The sequence below is a fragment of the Bradyrhizobium sp. Ec3.3 genome, from assembly GCF_000472925.1.
Taxonomy (GTDB): Bacteria; Pseudomonadota; Alphaproteobacteria; order Rhizobiales; family Xanthobacteraceae; genus Bradyrhizobium.
In genome coordinates this window covers 1-19224 of sequence record NZ_AXAS01000020.1, presented here as the reverse complement: position 1 = coordinate 19224, position 19224 = coordinate 1, and the positions used below count along the sequence as shown (strand labels likewise).

The 19224-nt window shown below is 65.3% G+C and carries 17 protein-coding genes; 11 read left to right on the top strand and 6 right to left on the bottom strand.

Annotated elements, in window-relative coordinates; translation table 11 throughout:
* Positions 1 to 36: 36 nt before the first annotated feature.
* Positions 37 to 969: a LysR family transcriptional regulator gene (locus tag YUU_RS0121505; RefSeq protein WP_027524265.1), complete on the top strand. Its 933-nt coding sequence runs from the start codon at positions 37 to 39 to the stop codon at positions 967 to 969.
* Between the two features lie 105 nt (positions 970 to 1074).
* On the opposite strand, the gene YUU_RS0121500 is transcribed toward YUU_RS0121505, so the two are convergent.
* Positions 1075 to 1695, bottom strand: a complete 621-nt coding sequence (locus tag YUU_RS0121500; RefSeq protein ID WP_027524264.1) for a glutathione S-transferase family protein — start codon at positions 1693 to 1695, stop codon at positions 1075 to 1077.
* A 123-nt stretch (positions 1696 to 1818) separates the two neighbouring features.
* Between YUU_RS0121500 and YUU_RS0121495 the strand changes: the two genes are divergently transcribed.
* Positions 1819 to 3105, top strand: a complete 1287-nt coding sequence (locus tag YUU_RS0121495; protein WP_027524263.1) for a flavin-dependent oxidoreductase — start codon at positions 1819 to 1821, stop codon at positions 3103 to 3105.
* 41 nt (positions 3106 to 3146) lie between these two features.
* On the opposite strand, the gene YUU_RS0121490 is transcribed toward YUU_RS0121495, so the two are convergent.
* The 3 genes from YUU_RS0121490 to mutY all read right to left on the bottom strand — a co-directional run bounded on the left by YUU_RS0121490 (position 3147) and on the right by mutY (position 5561).
* A complete protein-coding gene (locus YUU_RS0121490) occupies positions 3147 to 3584 on the bottom strand; it encodes a cupin domain-containing protein (RefSeq protein WP_027524262.1) in 438 nt (145 codons plus the stop codon).
* 366 nt (positions 3585 to 3950) lie between these two features.
* Entirely contained in the window at positions 3951 to 4370 is a 420-nt protein-coding gene (locus YUU_RS0121485; protein WP_027524261.1) for a PaaI family thioesterase, read from the bottom strand.
* Positions 4371 to 4439: 69 nt separating this feature from the next.
* Entirely contained in the window at positions 4440 to 5561 is a 1122-nt protein-coding gene (gene mutY, locus YUU_RS0121480) for an A/G-specific adenine glycosylase (RefSeq protein WP_027524260.1), read from the bottom strand.
* Positions 5562 to 5757: 196 nt separating this feature from the next.
* Between mutY and YUU_RS0121475 the strand changes: the two genes are divergently transcribed.
* From YUU_RS0121475 to YUU_RS0121435, 9 genes are all read left to right on the top strand, one after another.
* Positions 5758 to 6237, top strand: coding sequence for a DUF721 domain-containing protein (locus YUU_RS0121475; RefSeq protein WP_027524259.1), 480 nt, complete (start codon positions 5758 to 5760; stop codon positions 6235 to 6237).
* Positions 6238 to 6368: 131 nt separating this feature from the next.
* Complete coding sequence (locus YUU_RS0121470) at positions 6369 to 7025, top strand: DsbA family protein (RefSeq protein ID WP_027524258.1); 657 nt, start codon at positions 6369 to 6371, stop codon at positions 7023 to 7025.
* A 196-nt stretch (positions 7026 to 7221) separates the two neighbouring features.
* Positions 7222 to 10686, top strand: coding sequence for a chromosome segregation SMC family protein (locus tag YUU_RS0121465; protein ID WP_027524257.1), 3465 nt, complete (start codon positions 7222 to 7224; stop codon positions 10684 to 10686).
* Positions 10687 to 10894: 208 nt separating this feature from the next.
* Entirely contained in the window at positions 10895 to 11872 is a 978-nt protein-coding gene (locus YUU_RS0121460; protein ID WP_027524256.1) for a small ribosomal subunit Rsm22 family protein, read from the top strand.
* Positions 11873 to 12019: 147 nt separating this feature from the next.
* The gene (locus tag YUU_RS0121455) at positions 12020 to 12580 is read left to right on the top strand and encodes a LemA family protein (RefSeq protein ID WP_027524255.1); all 561 of its coding nucleotides are present in this window, start codon (positions 12020 to 12022) and stop codon (positions 12578 to 12580) included.
* Positions 12581 to 12612: 32 nt separating this feature from the next.
* The gene (locus YUU_RS0121450) at positions 12613 to 13821 is read left to right on the top strand and encodes a M48 family metallopeptidase (RefSeq protein ID WP_027524254.1); all 1209 of its coding nucleotides are present in this window, start codon (positions 12613 to 12615) and stop codon (positions 13819 to 13821) included.
* Positions 13822 to 14028: 207 nt separating this feature from the next.
* Positions 14029 to 14781 (top strand): hypothetical protein, encoded by a 753-nt coding sequence (locus YUU_RS0121445; protein WP_027524253.1) that lies wholly within the window; start codon positions 14029 to 14031, stop codon positions 14779 to 14781.
* Between the two features lie 60 nt (positions 14782 to 14841).
* Entirely contained in the window at positions 14842 to 15510 is a 669-nt protein-coding gene (locus tag YUU_RS0121440; RefSeq protein WP_027524252.1) for a hypothetical protein, read from the top strand.
* Positions 15511 to 15592: 82 nt separating this feature from the next.
* On the top strand, positions 15593 to 15925 hold the full coding sequence (locus tag YUU_RS0121435) for a GIY-YIG nuclease family protein (protein WP_027524251.1): 333 nt from the start codon (positions 15593 to 15595) through the stop codon (positions 15923 to 15925).
* A 4-nt stretch (positions 15926 to 15929) separates the two neighbouring features.
* On the opposite strand, the gene YUU_RS0121430 is transcribed toward YUU_RS0121435, so the two are convergent.
* Both YUU_RS0121430 and YUU_RS0121425 read right to left on the bottom strand, forming a co-directional pair.
* Positions 15930 to 16469 (bottom strand): adenine phosphoribosyltransferase, encoded by a 540-nt coding sequence (locus YUU_RS0121430; RefSeq protein ID WP_027524250.1) that lies wholly within the window; start codon positions 16467 to 16469, stop codon positions 15930 to 15932.
* A 9-nt stretch (positions 16470 to 16478) separates the two neighbouring features.
* The gene (locus tag YUU_RS0121425) at positions 16479 to 18644 is read right to left on the bottom strand and encodes an anthranilate synthase component I (protein ID WP_027524249.1); all 2166 of its coding nucleotides are present in this window, start codon (positions 18642 to 18644) and stop codon (positions 16479 to 16481) included.
* Positions 18645 to 19224 lie beyond the last annotated feature (580 nt).

Below are 19224 nucleotides of genomic sequence, written 5' to 3'. Positions count from 1 at the left end.
TTCCAATCGATAGTGAATATGATATCTATTCACCTCATGAATTTGAATTCGCTTGACCTCAATCTGCTGAGCGCGCTCGACGCGCTCTTGCGCGAAGCCAATGTCAGCCGCGCGGCCTTGAGGATCGGGCTGTCGCAGCCGGCAACCAGCCACGCGCTCCAGCGCCTGCGGGACATTTTCGGCGATCCGCTCCTGGTGCGCACCGGCGCGCAGATGGAGCTGACGCCGCGGGCGCAGGCCCTGCGCGCACCGCTTGCGCAGGCGCTCGACCAGGTGCGCGGGCTCTTCGTATCAGAGGAATTCGACGCCGCGCACAGCGAGCGGCAGTTCCGCTTGATGATGCCGGACCTCGCCGTCGAGCTTCTGATGCCACCTTTGATGGAGAAGGTGACGCGCCTTGCACCCAACGTCCGCATCGACGTGGTGCCGTGGCGGGGACCTGCGATCTTCCACGCCGAGTTCGCCCGCACCATCGATCTCGTGATCTCGATCGGCAACGCCTTCAAGGGATTTCACCGGCAACTGCTCTATACCGATAGCGATGCGCTTGCCGTGCGGCGCGGCCATCCCGTTGGCGCAAGGCTGAAACGGCGCGAGACGTTCCTCGACGCGCGTCACGTCGCGGTCATCATCCGCGGCCAGGCCGAGGACCTGATCGACACCTGGCTGCGCACCAAAGGCATCGAACGGCACATCGCGCTCGTCGTGTCAGGCTATCTCGAAGCGCTGCATGTTGCCGCCCGCACCGATCTCGTCGCCTTCGTGCCCCGCCGCCTGATCGCGGCGCTGTCAAGGCAGCTCGCGCTCTCAACCGTGACGCCGCCGCTCGATCCCGGCATCGACGAGCAGTTCATGTTTTATCCGACCCGCGCGCAGATGGATCCCGGCTCGATCTGGCTGCGACGGCTGATGCTGGAGACCGGACGGAAATTGGAGAAGCGGAAAGCTTCGCAGCTTCAGGTGGGCTAGCTTCGTAGGGTGGGCAAAGCGAAGCGTGCCCACCACTTCCGTTGTAGCCTGGCGAGATGGTGGGCACGGCGCTACGCGCCTTTGCCCACCCTACAATCCGAGGTCTCAGGCCTTGTGCGCGTCCATCACCTTGCGCACGGCGGGCCGCTCGGACATCCGCCTGAAATGATCGGCGACCTTAGGTGTCGCCTTGATGTCGACGCCGTCGCCTTCGAGCCAGAGCGACAGCGTGTAGAGATAGGGATCACAGATCGTATACTGCTCGCCCATCACCCAGGGGGCCCCGAGCATCTTCTGCTCGATCAGCGAGAAGCAGGCACCCATCGTCTTCGGGATCATCCGCTTCATGTCCGCGAAGGAGGTCTCCTCCGTCGCCCAGCGCGCGCCGCGCATCTTGTGGGCATGCGCCACGTGCACCGTCGAGCACAGATAGGAATTGAACGACTGCGCCTGCGCGAGCGCAAAGGCATCGTCGAGCGGCGCAAGCTTGGCCTTGGGAAACACTTGCGCGATGTAGGCGAGCATCGCCGGCGTCTCGGTGAGGACCCCGCGATCGGTCACCAGCGACGGCACGCGTCCTTTCGGGTTGATTGCGAGATAGTCCGGGCTGTTCTGCTGATTGGTTTTGAAGTCGATCCGCTCGGCCCTGTAGTCGGCGCCGGCCTCTTCCAGGGCGATGTGGGAGGCGACCGCGCAGGTGCCGGGGGTGTAGTAGAGCTTGAGCATGGGAGACCTCGTACCGAAAGGGGAACGTTAACGGCAGGCCGGCGCGGCGTCCATAGGCCGTTCTCTTCGCAGTTGCCGACGGCCGCCTCGCCGTGCGAAGACGCCGCAACGGGGGGATTTGACATGACGGTACTCATCGCCGGCAGCGGCATCGGCGGGTTGACGCTCGCGCTCAGCCTGCACCAGATCGGTGTGCCCGCAAGAGTGTTCGAGAGCGTCGCCGAGCTGAAACCGCTCGGCGTCGGCATCAACGTACTGCCGCATGCGGTGCGCGAATTGATCGAGCTCGGCTTGATGGAGAAGCTCGATGCGAGCGGCGTGCGCACCCGCGAGCTCGCCTATTTCTCCAAGCACGGCAAGCCGATCTGGAGCGAGCCGCGCGGGCTGGAGGCCGGCTACAAATGGCCGCAATTCTCGATCCATCGCGGCATTCTCCAGCAGCTCCTGCTCGACACCGCGGTCGAGCGGCTCGGCCGCGAGAACATTCTGACCAGTCATCATCTCACCGACTGGCATGAGACGGCCGACGGCGTCCGCGCCGACTTCATCGACAAGGCGACCGGCAAGCCTGCCGGCACGTATGAGGGCGCGCTGCTGATCGCGGCCGACGGCATCCATTCCGCCGTGCGCGAAAAGCTCTACCCGCAGGAGGGGCCGCCGATCTGGAACGGCCGCATCCTCTGGCGCGGCGTGACGCCGGCCAAAGCCTTCCTCACCGGCCGCACCATGATCATGGCCGGGCACGAGATCCTGAAATTCGTCTGCTATCCCATCACCAAGGCGCCGGACTCGTCCGGCAACCACCAGATCAACTGGGTTGCCGAGCGGCATATGCCGCCGACCTATCAGTGGCGGCGCGAGGACTATAACCGCACCGCGCGGCTGGAGGAGTTCTTGCCGTGGTTCGAGAGCTGGCAGTTCGACTGGCTCGACGTGCCCGGCCTGATCCGGAACTGCCCGCACGCCTACGAATATCCGCTGGTCGACCGCGATCCCGTTTCGCAATGGACGTTTGGCCGCGTCACGCTGATAGGCGATGCCGCGCACCCGATGTATCCGATCGGCTCGAACGGCGCCTCGCAAGCGATCCTCGATGCCCGTGTCATCACGCGCGAGATCCTGGCGCATGGGCTGACGAGCGCGGCGCTGTTAGCCTATGAGGCCGAGCGCCGGCCGGCGACGACCGATCTTGTGCTGCTCAACCGCAAGAACGGTCCGGAGCAGGTGATGCAACTCGTCGAGGAGCGCGCGCCTGATGGCTACGGCGTCGTCACCGACGTGCTGTCGCAGAAGGAGCTTGAAGACATCGCCGCGAACTACAAGCGCGTCGCCGGCTTCCAGGTCGAGGCCCTCAACGCCAAGCCGCCGCTCGTGCCGCGGCACGCCGATGCGAGGCGCACGAGCACCTAGGTCGTCGCCGCACGATCCGCAATGCCGTTGACGGGCGCGAGTTACCCGGAGCGACGACCACCCAACACCGACGACATCCGCTTCAGCTTATTGATGGCGCGAATGGCGTAACCGAGCCCAGCCGGATTGGTCTGGCGCAGGAAGGCGACCTTTTTCACATACTTTTCGATGTGCCATTTGGCGTGCGCGCCCTCGCGGAAAAAGACGACGTCGCCGACACCATAGCGTTTCGGCGGCATGCCATCGCTCTCGATCACCATCGATCCTTCAAGGATCATGATCGTCTCGTCGAGATCGTAGTACCAGTTGAACTTGCCTTCGGTGCAGGACCAGATCAGGGTCGTGGCAGTGCCGCACGCGCTGGTCGACAGCAGGTGCGAACGCGCCTGCGGGTTTCCTTCAATGATCCATGATGGCTCTATCGGGGACGGCTTGAGATCGACGTTGCAATGGCCGGTCTCAATAAGCGCAAGCGACATGGCTCACCTCAAGGCCTTAAGTAAAGGACGGCTTTCAAAATTATCCCGTTTAACCTTTGTTAATTTTCTATCGGCCACGGGCAACCTACAATCAAAGCTTCCGCAAAGAATATGAAGTGGCCACTTTGCCGCAACCAGGTCGACGATGTATCGAACATCGCGATTCGCCTGCAGATTGGCTGTATCCGCCTCTCTCTTTTGCCGCTGCGACAATATGCGCGCATCGAAATGCTCGCGCTGTTGGGGTCGGCAACGATCGGCATGCTCATTGTGCGCGCAAGGAATCCGCGAGCAAATCCTCTCATTGCACGCGCGGGTAGACCCTGTTCCAGGCTGGGAACGTGAAGCAGGTCCACCGCGCCTGTATCAGCGAACCACTTTCGCCGCATCGAGCAGGCGCTCGCTGGCGGTGGCGGTCGCAAGCAGCGTGCCGTCTTCGGCCACCAGCTTCCCTTCGACGAATGCGATCGTCTTGCCGAGCTGGGTGACCCTGGCCTCAGCCACGATCGGCCCGGGCTTGGCCGGCGCGAGAAAATTCACGGTCATGCTGACGGTCGTCGTATAGAGCCTGCCCTCGCTCATCACGAGCACGGCCGGACCCATCGTATCGTCGAGCATCGCGGACAGCATGCCCCCCTGGATGAAACCGGCCGGGTTGCAGAATTCCGGCTTGCCCTCGAAGCCAAGCTGGATCCAGCCCTCCTCGGGCCGGGCGTCCAAAAGGCGCCAGCCCAGGAGCTTGGCACAGGGTGGCATGTTGAAATCGTCGAGCGCAGTCTTGACCATCGGGAACCTCCGTTTCGATTCCGATAGCGCAGCGCTGCTGCCAGCATCCTGTCAGGAGTGCGCGAGAAGCTAGAGATCCAGCCCGTGCGCGATCACCTTGCGCATGAGGTTGGGCAGCGCTTCGTCAGCAAGGGTTGCGATCGGAACCCACCGCATGCCCCCTGGCGCGCGGCTGCGGCCGTCGACCTCGGCGGTGTAGACAACGAGCTCCAGCGGAAAATGCGTGAACACGTGGGTGACCACACCCAGCTTGCGCTGCCAGCGCGTGAGGCCCTTGATCTCAGGCGCCTGCGCGCGCGCGGCCTTGTCGTCCTGGCCGGCGAGCCAATCCGAGCCCGGCACCTCGGTCATGCCGCCGAGCAGACCCTTTTCGGGCCGCGAGCGGACCAGCAGCTCATCGCCACGGACGACGACGAAGGCCGCTCCTCTCCGCAGCGTACCGCTCTTCTTCGGCGCCTTGCGCGGAAACGTCTCCTGCGTGCCTTGCGCCCGCGCGACGCAATCCTCGTTCAACGGGCAGAGCGAACACGCCGGCTTCTTCGGCGTGCAGATCGAGGAGCCCAGATCCATCAGCGCCTGCGCGCTGTCGCCGGCGCGAGACTTCTCGTCGCCAGCACGGGTCTCGGCGAGCAGGGTCGCCGCCAACTGCTGGATCAGCGGTTTTGCCTGCGGCAATTCCTCCTCGACGGCGTACAGACGCGACACCACCCGCTCGATATTGCCGTCAACCGGCATGGTGCGCCGATCGAACGCGATCGCGGCGATCGCCGCCGCGGTGTAGGGCCCAATGCCCGGCAGAGACCGCAAACCTTCTTCGCTATCGGGAAACACGCCGCCATGGTCGCGCGCCACCGCGACCGCGCAGGCATGCAGATTGCGCGCCCGCGAATAGTAGCCGAGCCCCGCCCACATCCGCAGCACGTCGTCCTGCGAGGCGCGGCCGAGCGCGGTGACGTCAGGCCAGCGCGCGAGGAATTTTTCGAAATAGGGCCCGACCGCCTTGACCGTGGTCTGCTGGAGCATGATCTCCGACAGCCAGACGCGGTACGGATCGGGCGTCTCGCCCGCCGCCGCCCGCCATGGCAGGCGGCGGCGATGGCGGTCGTACCACTGCAGCAGCGCGAAAGGGCGCGCGGAGACTTCCGACCGAACTGGTTGCGATTTCGCCCTCAGGGCGGGTTTGGAGCTCATGCAGACACTGTATCGACGTCGCACCGAACTCTCCACGTCATGCCCGCGCCTGTCGCCGGCATCCACGCCTTTCTTCACGGCACAACGTGGATGGCCGGGCATAGGCGAGCGGAAGCGACACCGTCCCTTGGACGGCTATGCCCGGCATGGCGCCGGATAGCTTCTGGTCAGCGTCGCCGGATGATATAAGGAAGCCATGTCCAAGCCCGGCCCCATCAGTGCAAAGCCGCTGTCGATCCTGCTCAACGACGTCTTCGCCGAGGCCTATGCCAAGCAGGGCTTTGCCGCGCGCGAACTGGTGACGCGGTGGGGCGAGATTGCCGGCTCCGAGATCGCCGCGCATTCGGAGCCGCTGAAGATGCAATGGCCGCGGCCGGTGGAGGGCCAGCCGCAGGAGCCGGCGACACTGGTGCTGCGGGTCGAGGGGCCGATGGCGCTGGAGATCCAGCACTCGGCCGACGTCATCCTGGAGCGGGTCAACCGCTTCTTCGGCTGGAATGCGGTCGGCAAGCTCGCCTTCCGCCAGGCCCCCCTATCCAGCCGCGGCCGCCCGGCGCGACCCCGCCCGCCCGACGCCGCGGCGGTGGCAAAGGTGGCCGAGACCCTCGGCAATATCGACGATGAACAATTGCGGGACGCGCTGGCCCGGCTGGGTGCCGCAATCAAGCGAAATTGAGCCTCATTCCGCCGCTAATCTGGAGCGGATATTGCGGCCCGCCATTGCCTCCATCGCGGTTTCAAGCTAGCGACAGGCCGCTCAATCGGGGAACTTTGGGCGTGCCCACGCCAATTTCGGGAGTTGGACCTTTGATGATCACCCGCCGCGTCTTCACCACGATGCTTTCGCTGACCGGACTTGCCGTGGCTGCCGGGTTGTCGCCGCTGCGGCTTATCACCGAGGCCATGGCGCAGAGCGCCTCCGATGTCGCCAAGCCGGTGTCGCTGCCCGACATGGCGCTCGGCCCGGACAACGCCGCCGTCACCATCACCGAGTTCGCCTCGATGACCTGCCCGCATTGCGCGGCCTTCAACGAGCAGGTGTTCCCGAAGATCAAGAAGGAATTCATCGACACCGGCAAGGTACGCTACATCTTCCGCGAGTTCCCGCTCGACATCAAAGCCGCCGCCGGCGCGATGCTGGCGCGCTGCATCGCCAATGGTGATGCGCCGAAATATTTTGCCGTCACCGACATGCTGTTCCGCTCGCAGGCCGACTGGGTGACGAAGAACACCACGGAGACGCTTGCCCGGATCGGCAAGCAGGCGGGCCTCTCGCAGAGCCAGGTCGAGGCCTGCCTGAAGGACCAGGCGCTGCTCGACAAGATCGCCGCCGACCAGAAATATGCGAGCGAGGTCCTGAAGGTCGATTCGACGCCGACGTTCTTCATCAACGGCGAGAAGATCAAGGGCGAGGCCTCGTTCGAGGAATTCGCGAAGAAGATCAATCCGCTGTTGAAGAGCTGATCTTCACGCTTGATCCTGATTCGCGCCTCAAAAGCCTTGGGAAAAGCGTTGCTGGCCGGTTGCCCTTGAGCACCGGCACAGCCATTGTCGCTTGTGCATAAGCCGCTCGAAGCGGTAGCCCAGACACCGACATTTGCCTTCTATGGTATTGTCACGGCAGGGAGATTCGCGTCCTGCCAACAGAGAAGCGTGTTTTATGAAGATCACTCGCCTGCGCCTTCATGGCTTCAAGTCCTTCGTTGAGCCCACCGACTTCGTGATCGAAGCGGGCCTCACCGGCGTCGTCGGACCGAACGGCTGCGGCAAGTCGAACCTGGTCGAAGCGCTGCGCTGGGCGATGGGCGAGACCTCGCACAAATCGCTGCGCGCCGCCGACATGGACGCGGTAATCTTCGCCGGCTCCGGCAATCGTCCCGCGCGCAACCACGCCGAAGTGACGATGACGATCGACAATGCCGATCGCACCGCGCCGGCGGCGATGAACGACAGCCAGCTTCTCGAAATCTCCCGCCGCATCGAGCGCGAGGCCGGCTCGGTCTATCGCATCAACGGCCGCGACGTGCGCGCCCGTGACGTGCAGATCCTGTTCGCCGATGCCGCCACCGGCGCGCGCTCGCCCGCCCTCGTCCACCAGGGCAAGATCGGCGAGATCATCCAGGCCAAGCCCGAGCAGCGCCGCCGCGTGCTCGAAGATGCCGCCGGCGTCGCCGGCCTGCACGCCCGCCGCCATGAGGCCGAGCTGCGGCTGAAGGCGGCCGAAACCAACCTCACCCGCGTCGAGGACGTGATCGGCCAGCTCGCAGGGCAAATGGAAGGCTTGAAGAAGCAGGCCCGTCAGGCCGTGCGCTATCGCGAGGTCGCGGCCAAGGTCCGCAAGGCCGAGGCGACGCTGTTCCATCTGCGCTGGATCGGCGCGCATGCCGAGGTCAATGATTCCGGCCACACCCATGATCTCGCCGTGCGCGAGATGGCCGAGCGCACCCAGCATCAGGCCGAAGCCGCTCGCATCCAGGCGATCCGCGCCGCCGGGATGCCGGCGCTGCGCGATGCGGAAGCGCGCGCTGCGGCAGGCCTGCAACGGCTTACCAATGCACGCGAACTGCTCGACCGCGAGGAAGAGCGCGCCAAGGAGCGCGTTACCGAGCTCGAGCGCCGGCTGGCCCAGTTCGAGGGCGATATCGCCCGCGCCCAGCAGCAGACCATGGACGCCGACGTCGCGCTTCAGCGGCTCGACGCCGAGGATCTGGAGCTGAAGGAAGAGATCAAGTCGCGCGTCGAGAAGCGCTCCGGCGTCGATGAGCGCGTGTCCGAGGCCGAGGCGACGCTGACTGAAGCCGAGCAGCAGTTCTCCGAGCTGACCACGGCGCTCGCCGACCTCACCGCCAAGCGGAATCAACTCGAAGCCAACGTCCGCACCCACCGTGACAAGCTCGCCCGGCTCGACCAGGAGATCGCGAACGTCGCGGCGGAGGAGCAGAAGCTTGCCGAGGAGACCGGCGGCTTCGGTGATCTCGACGAGTTGACCGCTGCGGTCGAGAACGCCGAGCAGACTCTGGCGGCCTCGGAGGCCGCAGCGCAGGACAGCGAAGCCGCGCATGTGGCCGCGCGACAGACGCTGGAATCCTCGCGCTCGCCGCTGAACGAGGCCGACAAGCGCGTGCAGCGCCTGGAAACCGAGGCGCGCACGATCTCCAAGATCGTCAACGGCGAGACCAAGAATCTGTGGCCACCGATCATCGATGGCATCACCGTCGACAAGGGCTTTGAAAAGGCGATCGGCGCCGCACTCGGCGACGACCTCGATGCCCCCGTCGATCCCTCCGCGCCGATGCGCTGGACCAATGCCGGTGTCACCGAAGGCGATCCGGCCTTGCCCGAGGGCGTCGTGCCGCTCTCGAGCCACGTGCAGGCGCCGATCGAGCTGGCGCGTCGTCTCGCCCAGATCGGGGTGGTGCCGCGCGAGCGCGGCGCCGAGCTCGTCTCGAAACTCAAGACCGGCCAGCGGCTGGTCTCGCCGGAAGGCGACGTCTGGCGCTGGGACGGTTTTGTCGCGGCGGCTCACGCGCCGACCGGCGCCGCGCGGCGGCTCGCCGAGCGCGCCCGCCTCGTCGACATCGAGAACGAGCTCGAGCAGGCCCGCATCGACGCGCAGATCAAGCGCCAGGCGCTGGAGAATGCCGATTCCGAATTGAAGATGGCCGCCAGCACCGAAGGCGCCACCCGCGAGGCCTGGCGCGCCGCGCAGCGCGAGCTCAACGCCGCGCGCGAGCGCCACGCCACCGCGGAGCGCGAGATCAACCGTCGCGCTGCGCGCAAGTCGGCGCTGTCGGAAGCGCACAGCCGCCTCGCCGCCGACCGCGCCGAGGCCGAGGCCGCGCATGAATATGCGGCCGCCGCGATCTCCGAGCTGCCGTCGAGCGAAGACACCGAAGTCCGGCTCGCCGCCGTGCGCAGCGACATCGAGGGCCATCGCCGCATGGCCGCCCAGGTCCGCGCCGAGGCGCAGGCGCTGGCGCGCGAGGCTGAGCTTGCCGACCGCCGCGTGCAGGCGATCCTCGCCGAGCGCACCGAATGGCAGAACCGCAAGGAGAGCGCAGCCTCCCACATCGACACCATCCAGGCCCGCATTACCGAGGTCTCGATCGAGCGCAGCGATCTCGAGAACGCGCCCGCGGTGTTCGCCGAGAAGCGCAGCGCGCTGATCAACGAGATCGAGTACGCCGAGAATGATCGCCGCGTTGCCGCCGACGCGCTCGCCGAAGCCGAAACGGCGATGGCCGAGACCGATCGCGTCGCAAAGCTGACGCTCGAAGCCTTGTCGAGCGCCCGCGAGGCGACAGCGCGTGCCGAGGAGCGCATGGAAGGCGCGCGGCGCCGGCTGGAAGACATCGAGCGCGAAATCCGCGACATGCTGGAGGTCGAGCCGCAGGCCGTTGCCGGCCTTGCCGAGATCGAGCCCGGCGCCGAGCTGCCGTCGCTGCACGAAATCGAGGAGGACCTCGAAAAGATGCGCCGCGACCGCGAGCGTCTCGGCGCTGTGAACCTGCGCGCCGAGGAAGAGCTCAAGGAGGTCGAGACTCAGCACACCAGCCTGACCACCGAGCGCGACGACCTCGTCGAAGCCATCAAGCGGCTGCGCCAGGGCATCCAGAGCCTCAACAAGGAGGCCCGGGAGCGGCTGTTGACCTCGTTCGAGGTCGTCAACAACCACTTCAAGCGCCTTTTCGTCGAGCTGTTCGGCGGCGGCGAAGCAGCACTGCACCTGATCGAAAGCGACGACCCGCTCGAGGCCGGCCTCGAGATCATCGCAAAGCCCCCGGGCAAGAAGCCGCAGACGCTCTCGCTGCTCTCGGGCGGCGAGCAGGCGCTGACCGCGATGGCGCTGATCTTTGCGGTGTTCCTCACCAATCCATCGCCGATCTGCGTGCTGGACGAAGTCGACGCGCCGCTCGACGACCACAACGTCGAACGGTACTGCAACCTCCTGCACGAGATGACCAGCTCGACCGACACGCGCTTCATCATCATTACGCACAATCCGATCACCATGGCGCGGATGAACCGGCTGTTCGGCGTCACCATGGCCGAGCGCGGCGTCTCGCAGCTCGTGTCGGTGAGCCTGGCCGAGGCCGTGGACATTCTCGACCAGAACGTGGCGTGACGATTTCTGCGTCATTCCGGGGCTCGCCACCGGGTCCGCGCAAAGCGCGGCCCGATGACAGGCTCCGCGAGAACCCGGAATCTCGAACCATAAGCATTGACGTCATCATCCGCCAAGGCGGATGATCCAGTACGCCGCGGCTTCTCGGTTAACTGTCACTGTCTCGGAATACTGGATGCCCCGCCCGCGCGGGGCATGACGATGGAAGATGATCTCACCGACGCTCCCCGCCGAGCTCAAAGCCGCACTTGATGCCAAGCTCATAGGCTTTTCCCGCACCGATGCCGCGCAGCGGGCCGGGCGCATCTCGAACACCTATCGCGCAGGCGGCGGCTCCGGCACGATCAAGTCGGACGCCGATGCGCTGGCCTATGCACTCGCGCGCATGCCCGCGACCTATGCCGCCGTGGCCGCGAGCCTCAATGCGCTAACCGAGATCGCGCCGGAGCTTGCCCCGGAAAGCCTGCTCGATGTCGGCGCAGGTCCGGGCACCGCGAGCTGGGCGGCCGCGGAAGCCTTTGCTTCGTTGCAATCCTTCACCCTGCTCGACGCGAACCGCACATTGAGCAGCCTGGCGCTCGAGCTTGCGCAGGACAGCAGGCGACTGGCCGACTGCCGCTATTTGCCTGGCGACGCGGGCACGAACCTCGCAGAAGCGGCGCCCGCCGATCTCGTCGTCGCGAGCTACGTGATCGGTGAGCTCAGTGAGCACGACCAACGCGCGCTCGGCGAGGCCATGTGGGCGAAAGCCCGGCACGCTCTCGTCGTGATCGAGCCCGGCACACCGGCCGGCTATGCGCGCATCCTTGCGCTACGCCAGCAGCTGATCGCATCGGGCGCGCATGTCGCGGCGCCCTGCCCGCACGACAAACCCTGCCCGCTCACAGCGCCCGACTGGTGCCATTTCGCCCAGCGCCTGCCGCGCTCGCAGGCGCACCGGCAACTCAAGGGCGCCGAGGTCCCCTTCGAGGACGAGAAGTTCATCTATGTGGCGCTGACCCGCGCGCCTGTCCCCGCGCGCTTTTCGCGCGTGCTGGCAGAGCCTGATATCGGCAAGGCCGAGATCACGGCAAAACTCTGCACCGAAGAGGGCGTCGAGCTTGCGAAGGTGCCGCGCCGGGACAAGGCGGCCTATGCGGGTGCCCGTCGCTGGCGCTGGGGCCATGCCGTCATGGCCGAAAGTTAACTTCGATCGGTGCTTTTCCCTTGAACTGGAATGGGCCCGCGCCCGACCAAGCCTTACTTGCCTTTTGCCTGCCTTCTCGAGCCGGCCTGCCGCCCGGCGTCATTTTAGTCTACGCTATCCGCCTTCTTCCCCCTTCAGGAGTTCTCCATGTCGACCGGCTGGATCGTTCTCGGCGTCATCGTCGTCCTCGTGCTGTTCGCCTTCGGCGCCTATAACCGCCTGGTGGCGCTGAGCCAGCGCGTCGGCCAGGCCTTTGCCGATATCGATGTGCAGCTCAAGCAGCGGCATGACCTGATCCCGAACCTTGTCGAGACCGTGAAGGGCTATGCCGCGCATGAGCGCGGCACGCTCGACGACGTCATCAAGGCGCGCAATTCGGCGATGTCGGCGCAGGGGCCGGCGCAGGTGTCCGCGGCCGAGAACCAGCTCTCCGGCGCGCTCGGCCGGCTGATCGCGCTATCGGAGGCCTATCCGGATCTCAAGGCCAACGCCAATTTCCAGCAGCTCGCGAGCGAGCTCTCCGACCTCGAAAACAAGATCGCGGCGAGCCGCCGTTTCTTCAACAACGCGGTCCAGGAATACAACACCGGCATCCAGCAGATGCCCGCCGCCTTGTTCGCCGGCATGTTCGGCTTCACCCGCAAGGAGTTCTTCGATCTCGGCGCAAGCCGCACCGAGGTCGAGGCGGCGCCGCAGGTCAAGTTCTGATCTGAAACGATAGACCGGCAGGACAGCGCGCCATGGCCGCGTATGGTCTCTACACGCATATCGCCTCGAACAAGTTTCGTTCGATGGTGCTGCTCGCGGGGCTGTTCCTGCTGGTCTACGTGCTGGTCTACGCCGGCGCGCTGATCGCCGAAGTCGTCATCAACGGCAATCAGCCCGTCGCCTACTACCTGACCCGCGCCTTCTCCGACCTGATCAAGGCATCGCCCTTCGCGACCGCCGCGGCGATCGCCTGGATCGTGATCGCCTATTTCTTCCACCAGTCGATGATCGACGCCGTCACCGGCGGCCGCGACGTGACAAGGCAGGAAGAGCCGCGGCTCTACAATCTCCTCGAAAATCTCTGCATCTCGCGCGGCATCACCATGCCGAAGCTGAAGATCATGGAGAGCCCGGCGCTGAACGCGTTCGCGACCGGCCTCAACCCGCGGCAATATGCGATCACCGTCACCACGGGTCTGATGAAAGCGCTGAACGACCAGGAGATCGAGGCGGTGCTGGGCCACGAGCTGACCCACATCAGGAACGGCGACGTACAGCTGATGGTGGTCGCCGTGATCATCGCCGGCGTGGTCGGCTTCTTCGGCGAGTTGTTCTTCCGCCTGTTCACCAGCTTCAACTGGAGCTCCGGCTCCGGCGGCTCGTGGTCGTCGGGTTCGTCCTCCTCGTCGCGATCGTCCTCCTCCAGCGACAGCAAGAGCTCCGGCGGCGGCGCGGTGGTGGTCATCATCATCGCGGTCGTGCTGATCGTGGTGGCCTGGCTGGTGTCGCAGGTGGTGAAGCTCGCGCTGTCGCGTTCGCGCGAATTCCTGGCCGATGCCGGCTCGGTCGAACTCACCAAGAATCCCGACGCGATTATCTCGGCGCTGCGCAAGATCGACGGCCGCGGCGAGCTGCCGGGCGCGACCTCCGCCGTGATGGAGCTTTGCGTCGACAATCCTCGCGAGGGCTTTGCCGATTTGTTCGCGACCCACCCTTCCGTGGACTCGCGGGTCAAGGCGCTGGTCAATTTTGCCGGTGGCCATGATCCGGGCCCGCTGCCGCCGCCGTCGGAGGAGTCCGAAGCGGACGCGCAGGCGGAACGGCAGGATACCCCGCCGGCGCTGCCCACCGGTCCCTGGAACGATTCCGGCACGCCGCCGGCCGATGCCACGCAGGATACCGCGCCCAGCCGCTCCGGAACCCCCGTCGGCAATCCAATGGGGCCCTGGGGCCATCATTGATCGCACAATTCGCGACGTCACGAGGCCGGACGTGCGGGGATTCCGTTGCGATTGGGAAAAACCTCGGGAATTGCCGCAACGAGGCCGCGAGGAATTGAATTCTCCCTTGTTTCTGCCATGTTCGCGCCCAACAGCAGACTCGGGACATCGATTTGCGACCCGGCCGATCGCAACCAGCGATCGGCGGGCGCGCGTTAGGGGACAGCAATGGCAAAGCCGGCAGTGGTTGTGGTGGGCGCGGACAAGGGCGGGGTCGGCAAGACCACGGTTTCGCGCACCTTGCTCGATTATTTTTCCGCCAACAACGTGCCGACCCGCGCGTTCGACACGGAATCCCCGCGCGGAACCCTGAAGCGCTTCCATCCCGACATCACCGAGATCGTCGATATGACGACGACGGCCGACCAGATGAAGATCTTCGACACGCTCAATGCGGTGAGCCCGTCGGTGACCGTGATCGACGTCCGCGCCGGCCTGCTCTCGCCGGCGCTGGCTTCGCTGCGCGACATCGGCTTCCTCGACGCCGCCAAGGCCGGCCAGATCACCTTCGCGGTGTTCCATATCCTGGGGCCCTCGATCGCATCGCTGGAGGAGATCGCCGAGACGGCGGGTTTCATGACCGGCGCGAAATATTTCCTGGTGAAGAACTTCATCAACGACACCCAGTTCTTCCAGTGGGACCAGGCGACCTACAACTCCTACTTCCACCGCATCAAGGACGCGACCGAGCTGACCATCCCCAAGCTCAACGAAATGGCCTATGAGCAGGTCGAGGTCTCGTCCGTTCCGTTCCTGAAATTCGTCGCCAACAAAGGCATCCACGACGAGGCCGCGAACTATTCGTTCGTGCTGCGCGGCTATGTCCGGCACTGGCTGGCGAACGTCTGGAGCGAGTTTGACCGCATCCGGCTGACCGACATCGTCGGCTCCAAGCCCGCCGCCCGCAGCAGCGAAAAATAGTTGCGGGCAAGCCGCGGATGCGGCTGGATTGGGCGCCGGACCCGCCTGATATAGCTGCTAATGGCCGCCACGCCCGTCTACATCATCTGCTCTCCCCGACCACAGGTCGGCAAGACGCTGCTTGCGCGCTTGCTGACCGAATTCCTGCTGCTCAAGAACGGTGATGTCGCGTCCTTCGACGTCAATCTGAAGGAGCCGTCGCTGCTCGACTATCTGCCGAAGGTCACCGAGACGGCCGACGTCATCGATACCTACGGCAAGATGCAGCTCATGGACCGCGTCATCGTCGATGACGGCCTCGCCAAGGTCATCGACCTCGGCTTCCACGCCTTCGACGAGTTCTTCAAGATGACCGACGAGATCGGCCTGTTGAAGGAAGCCGCACGGCGCCACGTGGCGCCGATGATCCTGTTCGTCGCCGACACCGACCGCGTCTCCGGCCGCGCATACGAGATGCTGCGCGCACAGATCCCGCGGATCAACCTGATCGTCGTGGACAATGAATACGTCGTGCGCGGCGAGCTGCCGCCCGCCATGGCCGGCGGCAGGCTGTTCCGCCTGCCAGCGCTGCCGGGCTTCCTGAAGACCTATATCGACCGGCTGACCTTCTCCTTCACCGGCTATCTGCGCCAGGAGAAGGATTCGTCGACCGAGCTGCATCAGTGGATCCGGAGGAATTATCTCGCCTTCCGTGAGCTCGAGCTCAGCCTGATCCTGCAACAGTCCTAATTTTTTACCCGGGTAATATTGACCGGCCGCCCGGCGCTCTGTATGACCCCGCGCGACACCCTCCCCCGCGAGACCCAAGCCCATGAGCATCGACCGAAAGGCCGCGATCGCCGCCTACAAGGAGCGCAAGACCGCCGTCGGCATCTACGTCGTCCGCTGCGCGGCGACGGGCGAAGCCTGGGTCGGCCAGACGCTGGATCTGGAGAAGATCCCCAACCGGATCTGGTTCACGCTGCGCCAGGGCGGGCATCCCTGCCGCGCCCTTCAGGCAGCCTGGAACGCGCATGGCGCCGCTGGTCTCAGCTTCGCTGAATGCGAGCGGCTGGATGAGGAGGAGATGAGCTATGTCCGCGATGCGCTTTTGAAGGAGCGCATGCTGCATTGGCTGTCGGAGCTGAGGGCGGAAGCGATCTAAGCGCTCAATGCCCTTCGAACGTCATCAGCGTGCGCACCGGCACGTCCATGGCGCGCAGCTTGGCGGCGCCGCCGAGCTCCGGCAGGTCGACGATGAAGCAGGCCGCCACCACGTTGGCGCCGATCTGCCTGAGCAGCTTCACCGCGCCCTCGGCAGTGCCGCCGGTGGCGATGAGGTCATCGACCAGGATCACGCGCTCGCCGGGCGCGACCGCATCCACATGCATTTCCATCTCGTCGATGCCGTATTCCAGCGAATAGGCGATACGCACCGTGGTGTGCGGCAGCTTGCCTTTCTTGCGGATCGGCACGAAGCCGGCCGAGAGCTGATGCGCCACCGCGCCGCCGAGGATGAAGCCGCGCGCCTCCATGCCGGCGACCTTGTCGATCTTGTTGCCGGCCCAGGGATGCACGAGCTCGTCGACCGCGCGGCGGAAGGCGCGCGCATCCGCGAGCAGGGTTGTGATGTCGCGAAACATGATCCCGGGCTTTGGATAGTCCGGGATGCTGCGAACGCTTGCCTTCAGATCGTAGTCAAAGGTCATTGGTGCCTCTCAATCGACGCCCGCATTCAGCCGGAATGCGTTCTCGACAATTCTTAAACCGACCTCGCCGCCGAGCGACATCAGCGATTCCGGGTGGAACTGCACGCCGGCGACCGGCAACGTCTTGTGCTCGAGCGCCATGGCGACGCCGTCCTCGGTGCTCGCTGTCACGGACAGGACATCCGGCATGCTGTCGCGCTCAACATACAGCGAATGATAGCGGCCGATCACGATCTCGTTCGGCAGATTGCGCATCAGGCGCCCACCCCGCACCTGAACCCGTGACGGCCGGCCGTGGGCGGGATGCGTCAGCTGCCCGAGCTCGCCGCCAAAATATTCACCGATCGCCTGCACGCCGAGGCAGACGCCGAACACCGGCAGCTTGTTCTGAAGCGCCGCGTCGATGGTCTTTTTGATCCCGAAATCTTCGGGCCTGCCTGGTCCGGGCGACAGCACCAGCAAATCCCATGTCTTCTGCTTGAGCATGTCGAGCGCATGCACATAGCGGACCACCGTGACGCTGGCGCCGACCTGGCGGAAGTAATCCGCGAGCATGTGCACGAAACTGTCGTCATGGTCGATCAAGAGCACCCGCTTGCCGCTTCCGGTGGCATCTGGCGCAAAAGTCGACAGCGGCTTGGGCGGATCGCCGCGCAGCGCCTGGAACAGGGCTGCGGCCTTCACCTGGCATTCGCGATCTTCCGCGGCAGGATCGGAGTCGAACAGGCAGGTGGCACCGACACGCACCTCGGCAAGGCCATCCTTCATGCGGATGGTGCGGATGGTCAGGCCGGTGTTGATGCTGCCGTCGAAATTCACCGCGCCGATCGCACCCGCATACCAGCGGCGCGGCGAGCGCTCGTGATCCTCGACGAACTGCATCGCCCAGAGCTTTGGCGCGCCGGTGACGGTGACGGCCCAGGCATGGGTGAGGAACGCATCCAGCGCATCGAAGCCGGGACGCAACATGCCTTCGACGTGGTCGACGGTGTGGAACAGCTTCGAGTAGGTCTCGATCTGCCGCCGCGCCAGCACCTTGATGGTGCCGGGCACGCAGACGCGCGCCTTGTCGTTGCGATCGACGTCGGTGCACATGTTGAGCTCGAACTCGTCCTTCTCCGAGTTCAGGAGCTGGCGGATCTGCTCGGCATCGCCGATCGCATCCGTGCCGCGCGCGATGGTGCCGGAGATCGGGCAGGTCTCGACGCGACGGCCGTCGGAACGCACGAACATCTCGGGCGAGGCCGATACCAGAAACTCGCCGTCGCCGAGATTCATCAGCGCGCCGTAAGGCGACGGGTTGATGACGCAGAGACGCTGGAACACTTCCGCCGGTGAACGCTCGCAGGGTTCGGCGAAGAGCTGTCCCGGCACCGCTTCGAAGAGATCGCCGCGCGCAAAGGCCGCGCGCGCGGTCTCCACCGTCGCCTGATATTCGCCGGGCGCATGATCGGCAAAGCCCTGCCGCGGCGTCTTGAGATATGGGCTGTCCGCGGTCTCGCGCGGCAGGCCCTCGGTCGATCGGCCCTTCCAGCTGAAGTCGTAGCTCAGCACCACGCCGCGACCGGTGGCGCGGTCATAGGCGAGCAGGCGATCGGGGACATAGAGCACGATGTCGCGCTGGTCCTTCTCTCGCGCACGCTTCTGCACGAGGTCCTCGATCTGGAAGACGAGATCGTAGGCAAAGGCGCCGAACAGGCCGAGCAGCCCGTCATCATTGGCGGAGAAGGCGCTGACGAGATCGCGCACCAGCGACATCACGCTGGCGCGACGCGTGCGCTGGTCCTCCTCGACCGGCGCATCGCCGCGGATGATGTGGCCGGCAAGCCGCGAGGCCGTTTTCTCGGAGATGACCACGCAGGGCTCGCGCAGCACGTCGGCGAGGAAGGCGATCAGCACCTGCCCGCGCGCATTCAACGCTTCCAGCTTGAAATTGACGCCCACGGTCTCGAGCTTGAGCGGCGGGTCGGAGAAGCCGAGGTCAAAGCTCTCGTAGCGGCCGGGCACGGTCGTGCCCGACGACAGCACCACGCCGCGGCGGCGGTCGAGCAGGCTGACGAGATCGTCGAGCCGGTTGGCGCCGCCGCTGAACTGCTCCGCCACGCGCGTGATCGCAAGACCCGCGCGGGTCACATAGTCGCTTCTGGCCGGGAGGGCAAAGACTGTCCTGTTCATGTGATCCTCTTGGGCTCCTCTTACGAGACTTGCCGAGGGAACGCCACACAGGACAAACGATCAGGCCGCCGCGCTGCGTTGGCGACCTTCGACGATTTATGGAAAAGAAATCGCACCGGCCACCTCTTAGGAGGTGCGCCACCAAAGACGGGATGGGCGGACGACAGTGCTCATAGGGAACTACACACCATGGCGCGGGGACGGCGTCAAGATGCCTTCCACCTGCCGTAGCCCGGATGGAGCGCAGCCTAATCCGCGGCCGCCAGCATGATTTGAGGCACCCGGATTGCGCTGCGCTCCATCCGGGCTTCTGTAACGGGCCCTGGTTAGTCAATCCCTTTTTGCGTCATCCACTCGCCAGGAACCTGCTTCTGTACGGGATCGGCGCTGTGGCCGTCGCCTGATGGGGTTCTAGAGAGGAGCAGGTCGGCCAATCTACGGAACGCGTGATCACATCGGGGATGCGTCGACAACCCGGATGACGGCCTGACCTGATCCATCGTCCCGGCGAAGGGACTCCGCTTCGGGAAGGCTGGTGTCCTGACCCGCCCGAAACCTTTGTTCGCTCCTCTGCTAAGCC